The organism is Nocardia yamanashiensis (genome assembly GCF_021183565.1).
Lineage (GTDB): Bacteria > Actinomycetota > Actinomycetes > Mycobacteriales > Mycobacteriaceae > Nocardia > Nocardia yamanashiensis.
Genome location: NZ_CP089226.1, coordinates 7406708 through 7425402 on the forward strand (window position 1 = coordinate 7406708; position 18695 = coordinate 7425402).

General features: G+C 67.8%; 17 protein-coding genes and 1 pseudogene. 7 read left to right on the forward strand and 11 right to left on the reverse strand.

The window, feature by feature from the left end:
* Positions 1-226: 226 nt before the first annotated feature.
* Together LTV02_RS34060 and LTV02_RS34065 are read right to left on the reverse strand one after the other, a co-directional pair.
* Positions 227-493 (reverse strand): type II toxin-antitoxin system RelE family toxin, encoded by a 267-nt coding sequence (locus LTV02_RS34060; protein ID WP_233035711.1) that lies wholly within the window; start codon positions 491-493, stop codon positions 227-229.
* Positions 490-744 (reverse strand): type II toxin-antitoxin system Phd/YefM family antitoxin, encoded by a 255-nt coding sequence (locus LTV02_RS34065; protein ID WP_233035712.1) that lies wholly within the window; start codon positions 742-744, stop codon positions 490-492. The genes LTV02_RS34060 and LTV02_RS34065 overlap by 4 nt, the downstream gene beginning before the upstream one ends.
* Before the next feature lie 172 nt (positions 745-916).
* Between LTV02_RS34065 and LTV02_RS34070 the strand changes: the two are divergent.
* Positions 917-1183, forward strand: a pseudogene (locus tag LTV02_RS34070) (amidohydrolase family protein); the annotation flags it as partial.
* A 57-nt stretch (positions 1184-1240) separates the two neighbouring features.
* On the opposite strand, the gene LTV02_RS34075 reads toward LTV02_RS34070, so the two are convergent.
* Positions 1241-3265, reverse strand: coding sequence for a heavy metal translocating P-type ATPase (locus LTV02_RS34075; RefSeq protein WP_233035713.1), 2025 nt, complete (start codon positions 3263-3265; stop codon positions 1241-1243).
* 238 nt (positions 3266-3503) lie between these two features.
* A complete protein-coding gene (gene asnB / locus LTV02_RS34080; RefSeq protein ID WP_408639299.1) occupies positions 3504-5531 on the reverse strand; it encodes an asparagine synthase (glutamine-hydrolyzing) in 2028 nt (675 codons plus the stop codon).
* A gap of 446 nt (positions 5532-5977) precedes the next feature.
* Between asnB and ctaC the strand changes: the two genes are divergently transcribed.
* Together ctaC and LTV02_RS34090 are read left to right on the forward strand one after the other, a co-directional pair.
* Positions 5978-6973 (forward strand): aa3-type cytochrome oxidase subunit II, encoded by a 996-nt coding sequence (gene ctaC / locus LTV02_RS34085; RefSeq protein ID WP_233035715.1) that lies wholly within the window; start codon positions 5978-5980, stop codon positions 6971-6973.
* A gap of 13 nt (positions 6974-6986) precedes the next feature.
* A complete protein-coding gene (locus LTV02_RS34090) occupies positions 6987-7403 on the forward strand; it encodes a cytochrome c oxidase subunit 4 (protein WP_067717536.1) in 417 nt (138 codons plus the stop codon).
* Between the two features lie 81 nt (positions 7404-7484).
* On the opposite strand, the gene LTV02_RS34095 is transcribed toward LTV02_RS34090, so the two are convergent.
* The 3 genes from LTV02_RS34095 to LTV02_RS34105 form a co-directional block, all read right to left on the reverse strand.
* Entirely contained in the window at positions 7485-8300 is an 816-nt protein-coding gene (locus LTV02_RS34095; protein ID WP_233035716.1) for an SDR family NAD(P)-dependent oxidoreductase, read from the reverse strand.
* A 124-nt stretch (positions 8301-8424) separates the two neighbouring features.
* The gene (locus tag LTV02_RS34100) at positions 8425-9684 is read right to left on the reverse strand and encodes an FAD-binding oxidoreductase (protein ID WP_067717530.1); all 1260 of its coding nucleotides are present in this window, start codon (positions 9682-9684) and stop codon (positions 8425-8427) included.
* Positions 9685-9738: 54 nt separating this feature from the next.
* Entirely contained in the window at positions 9739-11316 is a 1578-nt protein-coding gene (locus LTV02_RS34105; protein WP_233035717.1) for an alkaline phosphatase D family protein, read from the reverse strand.
* Between the two features lie 138 nt (positions 11317-11454).
* On the opposite strand from LTV02_RS34105, the gene LTV02_RS34110 reads away from it, so the two are divergent.
* Entirely contained in the window at positions 11455-11994 is a 540-nt protein-coding gene (locus LTV02_RS34110) for an NADAR family protein (protein ID WP_233035718.1), read from the forward strand.
* 87 nt (positions 11995-12081) lie between these two features.
* On the opposite strand, the gene LTV02_RS34115 is transcribed toward LTV02_RS34110, so the two are convergent.
* Positions 12082-13254 (reverse strand): FAD-dependent monooxygenase, encoded by a 1173-nt coding sequence (locus LTV02_RS34115; RefSeq protein WP_233035719.1) that lies wholly within the window; start codon positions 13252-13254, stop codon positions 12082-12084.
* 232 nt (positions 13255-13486) lie between these two features.
* Between LTV02_RS34115 and LTV02_RS34120 the strand changes: the two genes are divergently transcribed.
* Positions 13487-14089 carry a TetR/AcrR family transcriptional regulator gene (locus LTV02_RS34120; protein ID WP_233035720.1) on the forward strand — a complete coding sequence of 201 codons (603 nt, stop codon included), beginning with the start codon at positions 13487-13489 and terminating at the stop codon, positions 14087-14089.
* Here LTV02_RS34120 and LTV02_RS34125 read toward each other — a convergent pair.
* Complete coding sequence (locus LTV02_RS34125) at positions 14062-14901, reverse strand: helix-turn-helix transcriptional regulator (protein WP_233035721.1); 840 nt, start codon at positions 14899-14901, stop codon at positions 14062-14064. The two genes, LTV02_RS34120 and LTV02_RS34125, sit on opposite strands and share 28 nt — an antisense overlap.
* Before the next feature lie 86 nt (positions 14902-14987).
* On the opposite strand from LTV02_RS34125, the gene LTV02_RS34130 reads away from it, so the two are divergent.
* Entirely contained in the window at positions 14988-15740 is a 753-nt protein-coding gene (locus LTV02_RS34130) for an SDR family oxidoreductase (RefSeq protein WP_233035722.1), read from the forward strand.
* A gap of 1 nt (position 15741) precedes the next feature.
* On the opposite strand, the gene LTV02_RS34135 is transcribed toward LTV02_RS34130, so the two are convergent.
* Positions 15742-16272, reverse strand: coding sequence for an NUDIX domain-containing protein (locus LTV02_RS34135; protein ID WP_233035723.1), 531 nt, complete (start codon positions 16270-16272; stop codon positions 15742-15744).
* A 111-nt stretch (positions 16273-16383) separates the two neighbouring features.
* Here LTV02_RS34135 and LTV02_RS34140 point away from each other — a divergent pair, with 111 nt between their 5' ends.
* On the forward strand, positions 16384-17430 hold the full coding sequence (locus tag LTV02_RS34140; protein ID WP_233035724.1) for a zinc metalloprotease: 1047 nt from the start codon (positions 16384-16386) through the stop codon (positions 17428-17430).
* 61 nt (positions 17431-17491) lie between these two features.
* Here LTV02_RS34140 and LTV02_RS34145 read toward each other — a convergent pair whose 3' ends face one another.
* Entirely contained in the window at positions 17492-18373 is an 882-nt protein-coding gene (locus tag LTV02_RS34145; RefSeq protein ID WP_233035725.1) for a helix-turn-helix domain-containing protein, read from the reverse strand.
* Positions 18374-18695 lie beyond the last annotated feature (322 nt).

Here is an 18695-nt window from a genome sequence, read left to right on the forward strand (position 1 = left end):
TCCGGACAGAACGGTCAAAACCTGCACGCAACACCGCCTCACGAGATCGCCGCATTGTGACTCGCTAGAGATTAGCGAACCATCAGCTATTCAGCGGGTGTCGCATATTCTGAGCCATGCCGCCGGTCGGCGCGGTCGATTCCCGGATTGTGAGCTATGGAAGGAAAGTCATGATCTCCGCGGATCTCCTGTTCACCGATGGCGCAGGGTGGGCTGCCTGGATGGCCTAAAGGTCGCGGTACACGTCGCGTCGCCAACCGACCTTGATGACGAGAATCACGAGCACATCGTCTTGTACTTGGTAAACGATCCGGAACCGGCCGACGCGCAGCCGGTAGGCGTCGACCCCGGCGAGTTTCCGTATGTCCAGACCTTCGGCATAGGGGTCGTCGCCGAGGGCGGTGAGCGCGGTGAGCAGGCGCATGGCGTCCCGCTGTTCGAGACCGCGCAGTTCGCGGCGGGCCGATTCCAGGAATCGGAATGCATATTTCACTTACGCGCCTCGAATATGTCGGCGAGCACCTCTGCCATGCTGACGGTCTTCTCGCTGGAGGCGAGCCGGGCGGCGGCCTCACGGGCAAGCAGTTCGTCCTCGGCGTCGTCGACCGCATATACAACCGACAGTGGTACGAGCGCGGCCGCGGGCTGGCCGTCGCGAAGGATGACGACGTGTTCCCCGGCCTCGGCGGCATCGATGTACTTCGCTAGGTTGGCGCGGAGTTCGCGGGTGCTGATCTCGGACATCTCTCAAGTGTACACGCACATGTGTACACGGCATCCGGGCTCGAAGCACCGGCCGAGGGGCACGCGAGCCCGATTGCGGGCGCAGGTCATCATGTGCGGCGATATGGCGTTCACGCCCTGGCCGCTGGTAACCGAACTCTGCGACCGGAACCTGGCCAAGGTCCGCATGCGCGTGGCCTCGGCGGTTACCCGGAAGTCGCGGACCGGGCGGGTGCTGGCGGCGGAGGAGCGCATCACGGTCGAGCAGGCCATTCGCGCGCAGACCATCGATCCGGCGTGGCAGTTGTTCGCCGAGAACCTTGCCGGGTCGATTGCGCCTGGAAAGTACGCGGATCTAGTTGTCTTGGATAACGATCCGCGTCGCGCGGACCCGGATACGTGGTACGACATCGGTGTACACACCACCTACCTCGCGGGGCAGCCGACGTATCAGGCGTGATTCGGAACGGTCCCGCACTCTCATGAGGGGGAGTGCGGGACCGTTCGCTCTCTCGCGCTAGGCGGGACGGGCCTCGTGTTCGATGCCGTCGTGTTCCGCGCCGCGCCGGAAGCGCAAGAGGCGCAGGGCATTCGCCACCACTATCAACGTTGAGCCTTCGTGGACGAAGACCGCCGGGCCGATGGGCAGGCCCAGCAGGGTGGCGGGGACCAGGATGGACACGATCACCAGGGCGAAGGCGAGGTTCTGGCGGATGATGCGCGCGGTCTGGCGGCTCAGGGCCACCGCGAAGGGGAGGCGGCCGATGTCGTCGCTCATCAGGGCCACGTCGGCGGTTTCCAGGGCGACGGCGGAACCGCCTGCGCCCATGGCGATTCCGACCGAGGAGTTGACCATGGCGGGGGCGTCGTTGACGCCGTCGCCGACCATGGCGGTGCCGCCGCGGGCGGTCAGGCGGGCGATCATGGTGACCTTGTCCTCGGGGAGCAGGTTGCCGTGCGCGGCGTCCAGGCCGAGACCGTCGGCTACCGCGTCAGCCACCCGCTGATGGTCGCCGGAGATCACCACCATGTCGGTGATGCCGAGTTCGCGCAGCCGGGCGATGACGGGTGCGGCCTCGGCGCGCGGGGCGTCCATGACGCCGATGACGCCGAGGTAGACGCCGCCGCGGCGGACGATCATGGTGGTGCGGCCGTGGGCGTGCAGGTCGTCCACCGCCGCGACGATCGGCGCGGGCAGGCCGTCCGGATCGAGTTCGGTGAACATGGTGACATTGCCGATCTCGGTGGGCTGACCGGAGACCAGGGCGGTCACGCCGCGGCCGGTCACCGAATTCACCTCGGCGGCTTCGGTTTCGGTGTCGGCGGGGACCTGCTGGGCCAGATCGCGGGTGATGGCGGCGGCCAGCGGGTGGTCGCTGTAGGACTCGACCGCGAACACCGTCTCGATCAGCTCGTCGCGCACCTCCTCGCGGACCGGCACGATATCGGTGACGCGGGGGCGGCCCCAGGTGAGGGTGCCGGTCTTGTCGAAGGCGATGGCCTTGACCCGGCCCAGCGACTCGAGCGGCCCGCCGCCCTTGGCCAGCACCCCGGCCTGTGCGGCGCGCGCGATACCCGCCAGCACGGCACTCGGCGTGGCGATGGCCAGCGCGCAGGGGCTGGCCGCCACCAGCACCACCATGCCGCGATAGAAGCTGTCGCCGAAGGGCTCGTTCAGCAGCAGCACACCGAAGCCGATGACGGCCAGCACGCCGGCGAGAACCGCTGGGACATAGAAGACTTGGAAGCGGTCGATGAAGCGCTGGGTGGGGGACTTGGTGGCATCGGCATCGCGCACCATGGCGATGACCCGCGCCAGGGTCGAGTCCTCGGCCCGGCTGGTCACCATGATCTCCAGTGCGCCGGAGCCGTTCAGCGTGCCCGCGAACACCCGGTGCTCCTCGGGCACCACCCGCGCCCCGGACAGTGCGGCCGGATCATCGGCGGCCCGCTTCTCGACCGGGATGCTCTCGCCGGTGACCGAGGATTCGTCCACCGCGCTGCTGCCCGCGATCACGATGCCGTCGGCGGCGGGCCGCGAATTCGGCAGCACCACAACCACATCGCCGACCTCGAGCTCGTCGACCGGCACCTCCTCGACCGGACCGCTGCCGCGTCGCACCAGCGCGGTGCGCGGGGCCAGCTCACCGAGGGCCTCGATGGACCGCTGCGCCCGGCTCATGGCGTACTCCTCGAGCGCGTGACCGAGGCTGAACAGGAACAGCAGCACCGAGCCCTCGGCCCATTTGCCGACCGCCGCCGCGCCGGCCGCCGCGACCAGCATCAGGAAGTCCACCTCGAACCGCCCGCGCCGGATCGATTCGTAGGCCCCGCGCACGGTGAAGAAGCCGCCGAAGAAACAGGTCGCCACGAACAGCGCCGTCGACACCGCCGCCGGGGTGTGCACCACGTACCGCGCGATCATGCCCGCCGCGTAGGTGACGCCGGAGGTGATGGCGAACCCCATCTCCATGCGTGCGCCCGAGAGCGGGCCGCCGTGCGCGTGATCGTCCCGTGTGCGCTCTTTCGCCTTGGTCTCCATACGTCCGAGAATACATCAATACATGCGTATCTATGCATGTGTTGTGCCTGAGAAAACATCGCTCCGCCGCTGACCGGGTTCTCCTCGCGCGCATTCGAACGCAACGAGTGATTTCGTGCCGAGCAGGGTAACTCGGCGGAGACGCCCGACATCGGTTCGCCCCCCAACCGCCGGCACGCGTTCCCGGCGGTCGGCGGCTCTCAGCCGTGCGCTGAAGTCTCGGGGAGGCGGGGGAGCACTACAGGCTGACCGGGTAGACCGGTTCCTGGATCTCGGGCTTGATGCGGTGCTCCACGAAGATGCCGTGCCACACCATGAAGCAGATCAGGGTCCACAACCGGCGGCTGTGGTCGATCGGGCCGGTGCGGTGCGCCTCCAGCATGGCCAGGATCGCGGGCTTGTCGAGGAGGTGATCGGTGCCGGACTCGGTGATCTGGGTACGCGCCCAGTCGAAGAGCTCCGGCCCGCGCAGCCAATGCCGCAGCGGCACCGGGAAACCCAGCTTGGCGCGGTGCAGGACGTGCCCGGGCACGATGCCCTCCAGCGCCTGCCGCAGCGCGTACTTGGTGGTCTCCTTGGTGATCTTCTGGTCGTAGGGCAGCTTCTCGGCCACCTTGAAGACCTCGGCATCCAGGAACGGCACCCGCAGCTCCAGGGAATTGGCCATGGTCACCTTGTCGGCCTTGACCAGGATGTCGCCGCGCAGCCAGGTGAACAGGTCCAGATGCTGCATGCGGGTCACCGGATCCCAGTGATAGCCCTGCATGCCGTAGATGGGACCGGTCACGTCCTGATGCGTCCACTCCGGGCGGAATTCCCGCAGCACCGAACGTAATTGGGCGTCGTTGAAGCTGCGCGCGTTGCCGTAGTAGCGCTCTTCCAGGGTCATCGAACCGCGATTGAGCAGGCTCTTGCCGCGGGTGCCCTCCGGAATGCGCTCGGACAGCTTGCCCGCCAGCTTGCGCACCCGCTTGGGCAGGTATTCGAAGGGCTTGAGCGACAGCGGTTCCCGGTAGATGGTGTAGCCGCCGAACAGCTCGTCCGCGCCCTCGCCCGACAGCACCACCTTGACGTGCTTGCGGGCTTCCTTGGCCACGAAGTACAGCGGCACCAGCGCCGGGTCGGCGACCGGATCGTCCAGGTACCAGATGATTTCGGGGATCGAGGCCGCGAACTCCTCCGGGCCCACCACGCGCACCACGTGCCGGGCGCCGATGGCCGCCGCGGACTCGGCCGCCACATCCACCTCCGAGTAGCCCTCGCGCTCGAAACCGGTGGTGAAGGTGATCAGGTTCGGGTTGTGCCGCATTGCCAGGGCCGCGATCGCCGTGGAGTCGATGCCGCCGGACAGGAACGAGCCGACGGTGACATCGGCGCGCATGTGCTTGGCGACCGAGTCCTCCAGGGCCTCGGCGATCTCCTTGTACCGATTGGCCGGGGTGTTCGGGCGCTGCGCGGCCGGACGCGGGCGGGTGGTCGGCGCGTGCGCGGTCACGTCGTCGGGCTTGCCGAACGGGACGATGCGGAACTGCGGGTTGAAGTAACGGGTGACGCGCGGCGCCTCGCCGGGCTCGACCCAGGCGTAGCAGCCGGATTCGAGGCGGCGGATGTCCTTGTGCAGGGTCTCGGGCTCGGGCACGTACTGCAGCACCGTGTAGTGCTCGAGCGCGCGCGGGTCCAGGTCGTGGGTGAGCTGCAGATCGTCCAGCAGCTCCAGGATCGACTTCTTCTCCGAGGAGAAGGCGGTGCCGCCGGGGCCGGTGGCCAGGAACAGCGGCTTGATGCCGAACGGGTCGCGGGCGATGAAGAGCTTGTTCAGCTCGGTGTCCCACACCGCGAAGGCGAACATGCCGCGCAGCCGGCTCGCGGCCTTGGCGCCCCAGTAGTGGAACGCGGCGACGATGGTCTCCGAGTCGCCCTCGGTCCGGAACATGGGCGCCTCGCCGAACTCGGCCCCGTGCTCGGCCTGCAACTCCTCGCGCAGTTCCAGGTAGTTGTAGATCTCGCCGTTGAAGGTGAGCGCGTACCGTTCGGGATTCTCCGGCGGGCCCCAGCGCAGCGGCTGATGCGAGTGCTCGATATCGATGATCGACAGGCGATTGAATCCGAAGATCATCCGCTCGTCGTTCCAGGTGCCCTTCTCATCCGGGCCACGATGGCGCTGGCAGTGCAGCGCCTCGTACACCTGCGCCGCGGTGGTTTCCACCGTCCGTCCATCCGGAGTTGAAGCCGTCTGTGCTGTCAGAAATCCGAGCAGGCCACACACTGCGCCGAGAACCTCGTTTCCGGAGTCGGGGATGGTCGCGCCGCGTCACGGGCGTGAGCGGGGCGTGGGGGACGCGAAACGTACTGTCCGAGTATGCCGCACGCGGGTGGATCTCGCCGCGAGAGGCTCTGTCCTCTGTGTATGTGATTCCCGGAGTGTCGAAGTCGACCCCGGCACAACGTGGCCGGGGGTTTGGTCTACGCTGCGTAGTACTTGGGAAACTCTCAGGGTCGGTTGTGCGTTCGCGTACGGCCTTCTCAGAATTCCCAGAACGTGCTGTAGTTGCGTCGCCCGGCGGTAGGGAGTCCGGGCGATGCCGAGTCGGATAGACGACCAGGAAGGCGTTGAGCGTGGCGCACAAGGCGAGCGAGGCGATAGGGGCACGACCCGCCCAGGGTCGGCGAGGCCGTATCCTTCGGCGGGCCGGGCTGGCGGTGTCCTTGGGGATGACCGCGATGCTCGTCTCCGGTTGCTCGATCGACAACCCGTGGCTTCGGTTCGGTTGGCCCTCGGGCGTCACGCCGCAGGCCACCCGGATGCGTGAACTGTGGACCTGGTCCGTCATCGCCGCGCTGGCGATGGGCGTGCTGGTGTGGGGTCTGACCTTCTGGACCATCGCGTTCCACCGCAAGAAGGCGAATTCGCCGGAGTTCCCGCGTCAGACCGGTTACAACGTGCCGCTGGAGCTCAGCTACACGGCCATTCCGTTCGTGATCATCGCGGTGCTGTTCTACTTCACCGTGGTGGTGCAGAACTACGTGCACGAGAAGGTCGCCGACCCGGACGTCACCGTGGATGTGACCGCCTTCCAGTGGAACTGGAAGTTCGGCTACCAGAAGGTCGACCTCAAGGACGGCAGCGCGATCTACGACGGCGTCGATCACGATCGCCAGGAGATGAACACCGAAATCGACGAGCGCTACAAGGAGCGCACCGAGGACGGTCACCCGCAGCCCGGCCCGAACAACGGCAAGCCCGCGAACGACATCTCCTACCTGCACTACGACAAGATCGAGACCGTCGGCACCTCCAACGAGATCCCGATCCTGGTGCTGCCGACCGGCAAGAACATCGAGTTCCAGCTGGCCGCCGCGGACGTCATCCACTCCTTCTGGGTGCCGGAGTTCCTGTTCAAGCGCGACGTGATGCCGAACCCGAAGGAAAACAACTCGGACAACGTCTTCCAGATCACCAAGATCGAGAAGGAAGGCGCGTTCGTCGGCCGTTGCGCCGAGATGTGCGGCACCTTCCACTCCATGATGAACTTCGAGGTCCGCGCGGTGTCGCCGGAAAAGTTCAAGCAGTACCTGGAAGCCCGCAAGGCCGGCAAGACCAATGCCGAGTCCCTGGAGAGCATCGGCGAGTCCCCGGTCGCCATCACCACCAAGCCGTTCAATACCGACCGGACTGCCCGCGGTAATGAGCGCGCGGAAGCCAAGTGAGGACTGAACTGATATGAAGGTCGAAGCTCGCATCTTCGAACTGATCACGGTCTTCTTCGTGATCGTGGCCGTCGTGTACGGCTACTTCACCGGCCAGTCCCGGACCGGCGTCGAATGGGCGGGCACCACCGCCATCGTCCTGTCCGCGGGCCTGGCCCTGATCGTGGCCACCTACTTCCGCTTCGTAGCCCGCCGCCTGGACCTGCGTCCCGAGGACTACGAAGAAGCCGAAATCGTGGACGGCGCCGGCGACCTGGGCTTCTTCTCGCCCGGCTCGTTCTGGCCCATCCTGCTGGCCGCCGCGGGCTCCATCACCGCCCTCGGCTTCGCCTTCTTCGAATTCTGGCTGATCGGCACCGGCGTCGTCTGCGTGCTCATCGCCGCCGGCGGCCTGGTCTTCGAGTACCACCTCGGCCCGGAAAAGCACTGACGCTCGGCCGAGCGAACTGAACGAAGCGCCCCACCCGAATCCGGGTGGGGCGCTTCGCTGTTCCGGGCCGTTCACCGAAAGTCAGATGCCGAGGGCGTGTTTCAGGCGGGTGGTGCGGGGGGCCATGTTCGCCAGGCCGAGGAGGGCTCGGGGGAAGCGGGGGTGGATTTGGGTGGGGCGGGTGCGGATGGCGGTTTCGATCCAGCGGGCGGCTTCTTCGGGGTTCAAAAGGGGTTGTTCGGTGAAGGCCGTGGGGGTGGTCGCGTCGGGGCGGAAGGCGGGGTAGTGGACGGCGGTGACGTGGATGCCGCGGGGGGAGAGTTCGGCGTCGGCGCATTGGCCGAAGGTGGTCCAGGCGGCTTGGGAGCTGGCGTAGGAGGCGTAGTTGGGGGCGGCGCCGGTGGTGGGGTTCCAGGGGCCTACGTTGACCACGTGGCCGGAGCCGCCGGCGAGCATGGCGGGCAGCAGGCCCAGGGTGAGGCGGAGGGGGCCGAAATAGTTGGCGGCCATGGTGCGCTGGTAGTCGCGGAAGCGGTCCAGGGATTGCAGGACGGGGCGGCGGGTGGGGCGGGCCGCGTTGTTGACCAGGACGTCGATGCTGTCGAATTCGGTGAGCAGCCATTCGACGAGCTGGTCGACGTCGCCGAGGGCGGACAGGTCGCAGCGGTACCAGTGCGCGCGGCCACCGGATTCGATGAGCTGGGCGCAGTCTTCGACGAGTTGAGCGCCGTTGCGGGCCACCAGGATTACTTCGGCGTCCTGGCTGGCGAGCAGGCGGGCGGTGGCGCGGCCGATATCGGAGCAGGCGTCGGTGATGACCACCCGCTTACCGGCTATGGGTTGTTTGCCGGGTAAAGCGGCGGGTCTGGGACGGCGGGCAGCACGGAATTCGATCATGGGACAGGCAACCTTCGCTGGAAAGAATGAGCTGAACCATGCACCGGCACCCCGCCGACAGTACCGATACCGCCGCACCGCTCCCGGCTGCTAACCGGTTGCTGGGAGTGCGGCGGAACACATTCTAATCGGTCGGGTCATAACGCCGGGCGCGTTCGGAGACGCAGATCTCGTCGATCGAGGAAACGATGTCCCGCAACAGTTCCGAGGGCAGCGCGGCCGGGCGCAGCCGGCAGGTGAAGGTAATGAAGGCGTGGTCTTCGTTATCGAGTTCGTGCAGGTAGCGGGACCGCACGCCGTAGGTCATCGCGGAGATGACGGTGAAGCACCCGGTGCGTTCGCGATGCCCGGAGAACAGATCGTGCAGCCGGTGGAACACCCGCGTGTAGGACGTCATGGGCGCGAAAAGCGAGACGCGATAGGCGGGTCCGCGCTCCGAGGAGCTGATGACGGTATCGGCCAGGTACTCCGCATCGCGCAGGGTCAGCACCTTCGGAGCGAACATGAGGGCGCCGGCGGCGGCATTGCGCACGGGCATGCCGGCGCGGCCGCTGGCCGAGGAGGCGATGGCGCCCAGCGATTTACGGGCACGCGCGCCGACCTCGCGGCGGGCGCGCAGCGAGAGGTTGGGGGTGGTGGGGTGCAGGCTGGACCACTGGCCGAAGCGGACGGTGCCGAGCTGCACGTGACCGGTACCGACCGGTCGTGACACTTTCAGGGGCGCGGTATCGACCCAGCGGCCGGACTGCAGCAGCGAATCGCCCGGCGACTGAATCGCTTTGAACGACTGCTCGACGAAGGTGTCGAAATCCAGGAAGCGATGCGCGTCCGAGGTCAGCCAGGTGCGGTCCTTGTCGACCGTGTTCACTTCGAGCGTCAGCGCGGTGATGATCCCGGTGCGCCCGCCCCCGCCCAGGATCTTGCGGAACCGCTCCACGTGATGCGTGCGCCCGCAGGTGCCGAAACGCCCGTCCTGATCGACGTATTCGAGCTCCACCACATTGTCGCTGAACATGCCGTACTTGTGCGAGGCCGCCGAAAGCCCGCCCACGGCCGCGAACCCGCCCGCCGTGATGTCCCGATGGTCGCCGACGACCGGCAGCCCGAGCCCGTGCGCCGCAAGGGTTCTGTCGATATCGGACAATTTGGCGCCCGCCTGCACCCGCACGGTGCGCGCGTCCGCGTCCACCACCTGGACGCGGTTCATCTTGCGCAGCGAGAGCACCTGCCCGTGGTCGGGCACCGCCAGTTCCTCGTCCGGCCGTTCCCCACCCCGGATGATCAGGGGTTTCGTATTCTTGCGTGAATCCCGCACGGTGCGAACCACATCCGCGGTATCGCGGGGCAGGAATTCTTCGGGGAGCGTGGAGACGGGCGTGCTCATGGCGCTACAGCTAACCATAGTCGCGCCCGTCGCGCTCGTAGTTGGACAGCCGTCTCAGTGTGCGGGGGTGAGACGCTGCGTGAACAGCACGTTCCCCGTCGCGTCACACAGGTTCACCGTGAGTTCGCGGGACTTGCCGTCGATGCGCACTTCACCGAAGTGCTGGAAGGCGCCATCCAGCGGCGATGCGTTCTGAACCGGCGGCGCGTGCACGAAAACGGCTTCCGGGCCGAAGGTTCCGTCCAGGTCGTTCGGGCCGAACGCACCGGCGTTGAGCGGCCCGGAGACGAACTCCCAGAATTCATCGAAGTCCTTGAAGGCGGCGCGCTCGGGGGAGTAGCGGTGTGCGGCCGTGTAGTGCACGTCCGCGGTCAGCCACACCACGCCGCTCACCTTGTTCGCCTTGATGGAGCTGAGCACCTTGGCGATCTCGACCTCGCGACCGGACGGCATCCCCGGATCGGCATTGGCCGGGCCCTCGAAGGCGGTGCGATCCTTCTGTTCGCCGTCCTTGACCACCAGGCCCAGCGGCAGATCATTGGCGACGATCTTCCAGGTGGCCTTGGAGTCGCGCAAACCGTCCATCAGCCACTGGGTTTGGGCCGAGCCGAAGATCTTGCCGTCGGGGGAGCGGTTCTCGTTGTTCTCGTCCTTGTAGGCGCGCATGTCGAGCACGAACACGTCCAGCAGCGGGCCGTAGGAGATCTTGCGGTAGAGGCGGCCGTCGACGGCTTCCTTGGGCTCCAACGGCATCCATTCGTGGAAGGCCTGCCAGGAGTGGGTGGCGAGGGTGTCCATGCTGCGCTCGGTGTAACCCTTGGATTCGGCGACCAGGCCGCCGTGGTACCAGTTGTTGACCGTTTCGTGGTCGTCCCATTGGACGATCTGCGCGACCGAGGAGTTGAACTTCCGATAGTGCTCGTCGGTCAAGTTGTAGGCGTAGTTGCCGCGGAACTGGTCCAGGGTCTGGGCGACAGCGCTTTTCGCCTGCGAGACGGTATTGCGCCAGATGCGGCCGTCGGGCAGCGTGACCGATTCCTTCAAAGGCCCGTCGGCGTAGATGGAATCGCCGGAGTGGATGAAGAAGTGCGGGTCGCGGGCGGCCATGGCGGAGAAGATCTTCATACCGCCGAGGTCCGGGTTGATGCCGTAGCCCTGCCCGACCACATCGCCGGACCAGAGCAGCGTGATATCGGATGCCGCGGTGGGCACGGTGCGGAAGACGCCGGTGACCGCCTCGGATGTCGCGCCGCCCTCGCCTTCCAAGGTCACCCGGTAGTGCACCTGTGAACCGGCGGGCAGCCCGTTGACCCGCACCCGCCCGGTGCCGTCACTGTCCGGCGTCAGCATCGGCCCCTCGAAACGCTTGGTGTCCTTGAAGGATTCGGTGGCCGCGGTCTCCACGATCAGCTTGGCCAGCTGATCCGAACGCGCCCAGATCAGCGCCCCGTCACCGCGCGGGTCGCCGACCGCCACGCCGTGGGTCAGTGTCGGCCGCTGACGCACCAGCGCCGGGCCGTTGTCCTTGGAACACGCGACCAGACCGGGTGCGATGACCAGTCCGGCCGCGGTGGTGCGCAGCAGGGTGCGGCGCGAGAAACCGGATTGCCGAGGTGTCGAATGCGGTGCCATGCCCCGACCTTTCATCAGCCGGCTCAACATCAGCTGAACTGTGCCGGACGGGTCAGCGAATGCTCGGCTACACCGCGGCGTGTCGCCCGTGGGATATCCGGCGGACGCCGTCACCCGGGTCCACTAAGGTCGGGCGACGTGGACAGGGCGCAGCTGACAGCCGAGATGGCGGACGGATCCAGACCGGAATTCCTCTACTTCTGGGGACACACCCGGACTCCGGGGCACGAAGTGGGGAAGTGGGTGCTCAGCCAGTGGTGGCCGGTGGAGTTCACCGTCGACGGTCAGAATTACCGCAGCGCCGAACATTTCATGATGGGTGAGAAGGCGCGACTCTTCGGCGACGAGGAGATGCGGGGGAAGGTGCTGGCGAGCGAGACGCCCGCCGACGCGAAGCGGATCGGGCGGGCGGTGCGCGGATTCGATCAGGATGCCTGGATGGCGCATCGGTACGACATCGTGCTGCGGGGGAGTATCGCCAAGTTCGGGCAGCATGCGGCGCTCCGTGAATTCTTGGTGGCGACCGGGGAGAAGGTGCTGGTGGAAGCCGCGCCGCGGGACACCATTTGGGGGATCGGGCTGGGGGCGGAGCATCCGGACGCGGCGCATCCGGCGACGTGGCGGGGCGAGAATTTGCTGGGGTTCGCGTTGATGGATGCGCGGGCTGCGTTGGTATAGCTGCTGATTGGAATTCTGCTCCACTTTCACCCCCGGTCTGTCGGAAAACCGACGGCGGAGGCTTGAAAGTGGAGCAAAACTCCAGGTTCAGCGGTTGGCTAGTTCGGCCAGGCGGAAGGTGATCGCCTTCCGCACCGCTGGAATGCGGGTGACGTTGCTGATGAGCAAGTTTCGGATCGCGCGAGCGGGGCGTGCACGCAGCGTCGCCATGCGGGTGATGCGGTCGGTGAAGGCGACGACCCCCAACGCGACGGGGCGGCGCTTCGTCTCGTACTCGTCGAGCAGAGCGGCTGCTTCGCCGTTGAGCACCCGCCCGAGCAGAGTGCCCAGCAGTGCGGCGTCCTGGATGCCGGTGTTCATGCCCTGCCCGCCGGCGGGGCTGTGCACATGGGCGGCGTCGCCGGCGAGGAAGAGGCGGCCGGCGCGGTAGGCGTCGGCGACGCGGTGGTGGATGCGGAAGCGGCTGCTCCACAGCACTTCCCGCACTTCTACGTGCGCGCCGGGGCGGCGCGCGTCGATGATCGCCTGGATATCGGCGAGGGTGGGATGTTCGGGGGCTTCCGCGACGGTGGCGACCACGCGGTAACGAGTGCCGGATTCGTCGGGGAGCGGGGCGACGACGGTGACGCCTTCGGGTGAAAGATGCAACGAGACCTGGGTGCGCGGGTCCGGCCACGCCATGTGGACGTCGGCGAGGACGAAGGACTCCTGGTAGGTGGAGCCGGTGAAGCCGATGCCTGCGGCCTCGCGGACCCGGCTGTGCATGCCGTCGGCGCCGATCACGTAATCGGCTCGGACGGAACCGGTCTCGCCCGCGGCGTCACGATATTCGACGGTGGCGTGCGTGCCGTCCTGGGCGACCCCGGTGACCTCGTAGGGGCGATGCACCTGCCCGCCCGCCTTCTCCAGCCGCGCCAGCAGCAGCGCTTCGGTGGTCTCCTGACCGAGCATGAGCGTGTACGGGTAGTCGGTGGGCAGGCCCGAGAAGCCGAGGTGCGCCAGTGCCCGGTCACCGTCCCACAGCACGAAATCCGGTACCACGACGCCACGTTCACGCAGCTGAGCGGTGACCCCGTACTCCTCCAGCACTTCCAACGTGCGCGCGTGGATCACGGCGGCCCGGGAAGTGTTCGCGCCCTCGGCCAGGCGGTCCAGCAGCAGCACGTCCACGCCCGCGTCGGCGAGCGCGATGCCGGCGGTGAGACCGGCGGGCCCGGCGCCGACGATGACGACCTGGGCGGAGGCGGGGAGGGCGTTCATGGTGACTCTCCTAAAGCGTCGGCAGTGACGTGGAACAGGCTGGCATCGCGGCGGTGCGCGGGACAGTGCGTGCGCCATCTGTAGTAGGTGCGGTATCACCTGGCGGCACCGTGCAATTTGCATGAGCACCAGGGGAATCGGTGATGTCAACATCTGTTGGCCAACTTCCGTTGACTTAACGATAGGACCCCGCCGCAGCGCTGTCAACACTTGTTGGCCTACAGTTGTTGGCATGACCGCATCGCTGGAACCCGACCCCGCGCAGACCCCGGCGCCGCGCCGCTCCGACGCCACGCGCGCCGTGATTCTCGAGGCCGCGCGCCGCCGTTTCGCCGAGGACGGCTTCCGCAAGGCCACCATTCGCGCCATCGCCACCGATGCCGGGATCGATCCGGCCATGGTCATGCGCTATTACGGCAGCAAGGACGGATTGTTCGCCGCCGCCGTGGATATCGAGCTGGGATTGCCGGATCTGTCCGCGGTGCCCTCGGATTCGATCGGCGAGGTGCTGGTCCGGCGGTTCCTGGAACTGTGGGAGACCGCGCCGGGCGACGAGATCCTGTTGACGCTGCTGCGTTCCGCGGTGACCGACGACGCCGTGGCGGCCCGGGTGCGCGAGGTGTTCGCCGGGCAGGTGATGCCCGCGGTGCTGCGTTTCGGCGCGCCCGCGGACGCGCCCCGGCGGGCGGCGCTGGTGGTCTCGCAGATGCTGGGAATCGCCCTGTGCCGCTACGTGCTTCGCATTCCACCGGTCGTCGCGCTCACGCACGAAGAACTACTGGCCGAGGTCGCGCCGGCCATCCAGCGCTACCTGTCCTCCGAGCCCGCCGCCTGACCGGCCAGTGAATGGAAGACCGCCGCGGTGCGCGAACCCGGGGCGGGGCAGTAGACGATCAGCCGCTGATCGGTGTCGGAGATGTGCAGCACCTGGCATTCGAATTCCAGCCGGCCGAGCTCGGGATGCTGCAGGCGTTTGTGATACCCGCGCCGCACCTCGACATCGTGCGCGCGCCACATCTCGGCGAAACGCGGTGCGGTGCCCAGTAATTCGGTGACCAGCCCGGCCAGCGCCGGATTGCCGGGATAGCGGGCGTAGGCGGCGCGCAGGTCGGCGACGGTGGACTGGGCGAAGCGTTGCACGTCCTCCTCCGACCATTGCGGATGGTCGGCGGCCTGCTGGAACATCCAGCGCACCATATTGCGCTCGTGGCCGGGCACTCGTTCCAGATCGCCGATGAACGGCACCGCGGCGCGATTCCAGGCCAGCACCTCGTAGGTGGCGTCCACCAGATAGGCGGGCGTGGTGAGGCTGTCCAGGATCACCCGCGCCGAGGACGGCACCGTGCGATCCGGCCCGGTCACGGCCGGCGGCTGCTCGCCCGCGATCCGGTACAGGTATTCGCGTTCGTCGGCGGTCAGCATGAGCGCCCGCGCCACCGCGCCCAGCACCTGCCGGGACGGCCGGGCGCCGCGCGCCTGCTCCAGCCGGATGTAGTAGTCGACCGAGATCCCGGCCAGCTGGGCGACCTCCTGCCGGCGCAGCCCGGGCGCGCGCCGGTTCAACCCGTCGGGCAGCCCGACATCGCTGGGCTGCAAACGATTTCGCCGGGTACGTAGGAAATCCGCGAGTTCGCTCCGATCCGCCATACCTCAAGTGTCGGCCCTGTGGGCGATTCGCGGGTGGTACAACTTGTTCCTCCCCGTGGATTTCATCCGATGTCAGGGTGAATGTCATGACCATCGCACTCATCACCGGGGCCAACAAGGGCATCGGATTCGAAACCGCGCGGCAGCTCGCCGCGCGCGGCACGACCGTGCTCGCGGCGGCCCGCGACGCCGAATTGGGGCGGGCCGCGGTCGAGAAGCTGAAAGCCGAAGGGTCGCAGGCGCACTTCGTGCACTTGGATGTGACGGACGCGGAATCCATCGACCGGGCCGCCGCGTGGATCGACGCCGAGTTCGGCAGGCTCGACATCCTGATCAACAACGCGGGTATCACCGGGGGATTCGACGGGGACGGTAAACCGTCCTCGACCTCGCTCGCCAATCTGCGGAACGTATACGAGACCAATGTCTTCGGGGTGGTGGCGGTGACCAATGCGCTGCTGCCGCTGCTGCGCCGCGCCGAGGCGGCCCGCATCGTGAACGTGTCCAGTGAGGTCGGTTCGCTCGCGGGCATGAGCGACCAGGCCGGGCCCATGTGGCCGATGGTCTCGGTGCCGTATCCGTCGTCCAAGACGGCGCTGAACATGGTCACCGTCATGTACGCCAAGGAACTGTGGGACACCCCGATCAAGGTCAATGCCGCGAATCCGGGTTACTGCGCGACCGACCTCAATCGCAATACCGGCTTCCGCACCGCCGAGCAGGGTGCGGAGCCGTCGGTGTATCTGGCCACGCTGCCCGCCGACGGGCCCACCGGCGAACTGTGGGGTTACCTCTGGGGTGTGGAGGGCGGGGACGAATACGGGCGTCTGGCTTGGTGATTCACTCGCCGCGTTCGTGCAACAGGAGCATGCCGTAGGCGGCGACGGTATCGGCGTCCAGGATCTCGCCCGCGCGGATCATCCGCTCCAGTTCCGCCCGGGTGAACCAGCGCGACACCATGTCCTGCTCCGAGGGTTCGCGTTCGTGCGCGCCCTCGGTCAGGTGGGTGGCCAGGAAGACGTGCCCCGAATGGCTGCACACCGACGGGGCGACGGCCAGCTTGCCCAGGAAGGTCATGCGCCCGGCCCGCAGCCCGGTCTCCTCGCGCAGTTCCTGCCGCGCCACCGCCTCGGCGTCGAACACCTCGTCGGCGACGGTGCCCGCCGGGAACTCCCAGCTGCGCCGGTCGATCGGGTACCGGTACTGCTCGACCAGGTGGAACCGTTCCCCGTCGAACGGGATCACGACCGCGAAATCGGACTTCTCCACCACCGAGTACAGCGACGGCTGCCCGTCCCAGCCGGGAATGTAGTCCTCCCGCACCGTAATCCACCGATTCGAATAGACCTCGCGCGAGGAAAGGGCGTCCATTCCTCCGATCCTGCCCTATGACCAGCGCTGTTGCCGTTCTCCCGGAGGTGCGCGGGTGCGATTCGGTGCTTACGATGCGCATCGAGCGGTAGGGAGAACACCGGAATGTGGATGATCGTGTCGGTCGCGGCCGTGATGGCGGGGATGACCGCGGTGTTCTGGCAGACGGATCACCTGGTCGCGTTGCTGCCTTGGATGGCGGCGAGCTACCTGATCGTGTCGCTGGCGCTGCACGAACTCGGTCACCTGGCGGTCGGCCGGCTGCTCGGGGTGCGTGCGACGGCGGTGTACCTCGGCGCCCAGCCCGGGCAGTCCGGGACCCGGGAAATCCGGATCGGCGGCCTCCCGGTGTACTTCGGCCTGCACCCGACCGCGCGCGTGGAACTGCCGGTGCACCGCGCGAGATGGCCCCGGCTGATCTATTTCGCCGGTCCGGCCGCGAACCTGCTCCAGGTGGCGGCGGTAGCCGTGCCCGCCCCGATCGTGGTGCGTGTCGTGCTCGTGATGGTGCCGCTCTCCCTTGCTGTCGGCAACCTCATCCCGATGCGGGACCGGACTGGAATGTGGAGCGACGGAGCCCGCATCTTCGGCTTCGCCTCACCGACCGAGGGACGCGAGATCGAGCAGCGTCAGCGCGTCCTGACCACCGCATTCGGCCTGCCCGCCCCCGTATCCCCGGCCCCGCGCGCGGATCTCGCGCCGACCGTGATCACCGTCTGCCGCCGCACCCTCACCAGCCCCACCCCTACCGAAGCCGATCTGGAACTCACCGCGAAACGCCTGCAATGGTTGATCGAGAACACTCCGCGCACACCGCGATTGATCGGCCTGCTCGCCCTCGCCGCGCTGCGGTCCGGTGACCCGGGCCGGGCGGAGAGTCTGAGCGTCGAAGCCTTGTCGTACGGCCGGAGCCCCGCTGAAGGCGAGGAGGCCGAGTCTGGCGACGGCCGCGACTCCAGCAGCGGTGCAGCGCTTCCCGGCGATCCAACCTCCGCCGAACTGGCCGACATCCACGCCGTCCGCGCGCTCGCGGCGCACGTCCTCGGCGGCGATGGCCGAAACCACCTACGTGCTGCGATCGCCCTCGACCGCAGCGGCGACCTCGTCCGAGAAGCCGTGCGCGCCATAGCCGTTCAGCCCGACCCGATCCAGCGCTGATCATGCCGGGATGACGCGGGGGCGCGTCCGAGTCGGGGAGAGTTGAGCTGTGCCTTCGGATTCAGCGGGCGCGGGTCACGGTGTCTGCGGCGGCGACGGTGGCGGCGGCCAGCGCTTCGAGTTCGGCGGCGGAGAGCTGGCTATCGGGGCAGGCGACTATCGAAGCGGTGACGGTGCGCTGGGGGGAGAAGATCGGGGCGGAGACCGAGACGACGGCGTTGTGGTCGGTGAGTTCGTCGGGGAGGTAGTCGATGGTGATCAAATCGGCGATCAAGGCGCTGAGGCGGTGGCGGAGGGGGTCGGTGACGGGGGAATTGCGCAGGGCGGCCAGGGCTTCCAGCATGGGGCCGGAGTCGTCGGCGAGGCGTTCGACGGTGTAGCCGCGGGTGCGGACGGCGTCGAGGACCGATTCCAGGCGGGCGCGATGGGTGGGATCGGCGGCGGCCAGCCAGGATTCGCGTTCGGCGGCATCGGCCCAGGCGATGTATTCGCGGGTCACCGGGGGCGCGAGCGGGAGGCGGCGGCCGGTGCGGATCCACGGGACCGACGGGGTGCCGAGGACCTCGGTGATGACGATGGTGTCCTGCTGGCGTTCGGACAGGAAGACCGGGACGCCGAACCGCTCGTGCAGGGCGTGCATGGGGGCCAGGGCCAATTGGTGCAGGGGGAAGGCGGATTCGGCGCGGCGCGCGACGGCCAGCAGCGATAGGCCCAGGGCGTAGTTGCCGGCGTCGTCGCGGGTGGTCCAGCCGTCGGCGGTGAGCTGGGTGAGCACGGCGTGCGCGGTGGCGCGGGACATGCCGGTGGCCCGGACTATGCGGGCCAGGGACAGCCGTTCGGCGGGGTGCCGGGAGAGCAGTTCGACGGCCTGCACCACGCGGCGGGTCGGCGGCGAGGTCGCGGCGTCGGGTGCGGCCTCGGAAGTCGATGCGGCGGTGGTCATTCGGGCGGGTCCATCCCTACTGGTCGGGGGGTGCGGCGAAGCAATTATCCGTGGTCGGTGCCGGTGGGGCATGTCCGGCGGTCGGGGCGGCCGATGGCCCGCGGCTGCCGGCCGTTCGGCGGGGTGCGTATTCGGGTGTACGGGCGTGCTGTTCGCGATGCGGTGGACGGCCGCACCGCCCGCCGGGTCTTTGGCTGCACGGCCGTGAACAGGCCGGACACCGGAATGCGCGGCGGGGTATTGACCGCTGCTGGTCGGCCGACCTATCGTCGGTGTCACATTATCGAACGATAGCGTCGAATATTCGACAACGCAAGTTGGG